This is a genomic window from Mesorhizobium sp. M7A.F.Ca.CA.003.01.2.1, from assembly GCF_003998945.1.
GTDB classification, from domain to species: domain Bacteria; phylum Pseudomonadota; class Alphaproteobacteria; order Rhizobiales; family Rhizobiaceae; genus Mesorhizobium; species Mesorhizobium ciceri.
In genome coordinates, this window is sequence record NZ_RZRA01001017.1 from 1 (window position 1) to 1,905 (window position 1,905).

The 1,905-nt window shown below is 65.6% G+C and carries 1 protein-coding gene; it reads left to right on the plus strand.

The window, feature by feature from the left end; translation table 11 throughout:
- The coding region (locus EN969_RS29045) for a 7TM diverse intracellular signaling domain-containing protein (RefSeq protein WP_127419624.1) at window positions 1-1,644 on the plus strand (1,644 nt) is incomplete at its 5' end.
- Window positions 1,645-1,905: the final 261 nt, after the last annotated feature.

The following is a 1,905-nucleotide window of genomic DNA, read 5'->3' on the forward strand; positions in this document are numbered from 1 at the left end:
GGTTTCGACGGCGTGGTCTGGTATCGCCTCACCTTCGACAGGCCCGACGCGGCCGAGCCGCTAGGCCTCGCGCTGAACTACTGGACACTGGCCGGATCGATCTCTGTCAACGCCGCGGAACTCGGCCGCGACGAATTCCTCGTCGAGCCGTTGACGCGCTCATGGAACGTGCCCCGCTACTGGCAGCTCGCTTCCCCGGTCCTGCATGCCGGCACCAACACGCTGCTGATCAGGGTCTCGGGCCTAGCGCCGTACCAGCCAGGCCTTGGTCCGGTCCTGATCGGCCCGCCTTCGGCGACGCGTGCCCATTTTGTCCAGCAATTCTGGATTCGCCGCGAACTGCCGGTCTTCTATCTCGGCGTCACCGCGGCGCTTGGCACCTTCTTCTTCGTCGTCTGGCTGCTGCGCCGAAGCTTGAAGGCCTATGGCTGGTTCGCCCTGATGACGATTGCGTGGTTTTGCTATTCGCTCAATTTCGTGGTGACGAGCCCCTGGCCGTTCGCGGCGACCGACACCTGGCAGCGTTTTATCATGCTCTCCTTCATGGTCATGGCCGCCGCCTTCGTGCTGTTTGTCATCCGCTTTGCCGAGCGCCGCTTTCCCAGGGGGGAAGCCGTGCTGTGGGCCGCGCTGGCGATCGGCGCCGCGGCCCTGTTTGCCACACCGCATTCCCAACTCGGCCCGATGCTCAACCTGCTGGCCTTGTTCTGGTCGCTGCTTTACATCGGCGCCTGTTTCCTGTCGATCGGCCTGACCTGGCGCAGCAATCGGCTGGACCACATCGTCCTTCACATCGTCAACGCGCTCACCATCGTGGCCATCCTGCATGACCTGATGACCTATCTCGGCATCCTTCTTGGCAATGTCTACTACGTCACGCTGACATCCCACTTTCAGATGGTCGGCATGGCGCTGGTGCTGGCCTGGAACTTCGTCGCCAACATGCGCCGCATCGAGGGGTTCAACGATGAGCTCACGGCCAAGATCGAAACCGCCAGGGAAGAACTCGCCCTCACGCTGCATCAGCAGCATGAGGTCACCCTGGCCAACACCAGGCTGGCCGAGCGCGTCTCCCTTTCCCACAATCTGCACGATGGCATGGGCGGCACCCTGGTCAATTCGATCGCCATGCTGGAGCATGCGCCGCAGAACCTGCCGGCCGATCGCTTCCTGTCCGTCCTCAAGGAACTGCGCGACGAGTTGCGGGTCATCATCGACACCGCCGCCGACGACCAGACGGGCGGCCAGTCGCTGGCCGAGTGGATCGCGCCGCTGCGCCGCCGCCACACGCTGGCATGCGAAAGCCGCGACATCGATTGCGTGTGGAACCTGACCGGGCTGGAGGACTGCCACCTGTCGCTCGCGCGAAGCCTCGATCTCGTCCGCATCCTGCAGGAAGGCCTGACCAACGTGCTCAAGCACAGCCAGGCAAGCCGCGTCGTCATCGACCTGCACCGGCGCGGCGAGACGCTGAGCCTGGCCATAAACGACAATGGCGTCGGCTTCGATGCCGCCTCGCAAGCGCCCGTCCCGGGCACCGGCCTGCGCTCGATGCGGGCACGGGCCGGACGGCTGGGCGGTACGCTCGACACGCGGTCGCGGCGCGGCGAAACCGTGCTGGCCTTGCATGTGCCCGCGGCCTGACCGGCCGATCCCGGCGCGGCGGGCATAGCTAGTTTCAACGATATCCGGCCTTGGTCTCGGGTGCTATGCCCGGGGACATGCACGACTGCGTCGGTGCTGATCTGGGGAGCTTGGCCTTGACAGGAATTGCCATCGTCTCGAAGCGAAGCCTGCTGCGCTCGACCGCTCTCGCGACCTGCCTCCTGGCCCCCCTGGCCTGGAGCCCCGCCATGGCCGACGGTGCTGGCGGACATGGCGGGGCTCCAGGCCAGGGGGGCCAGG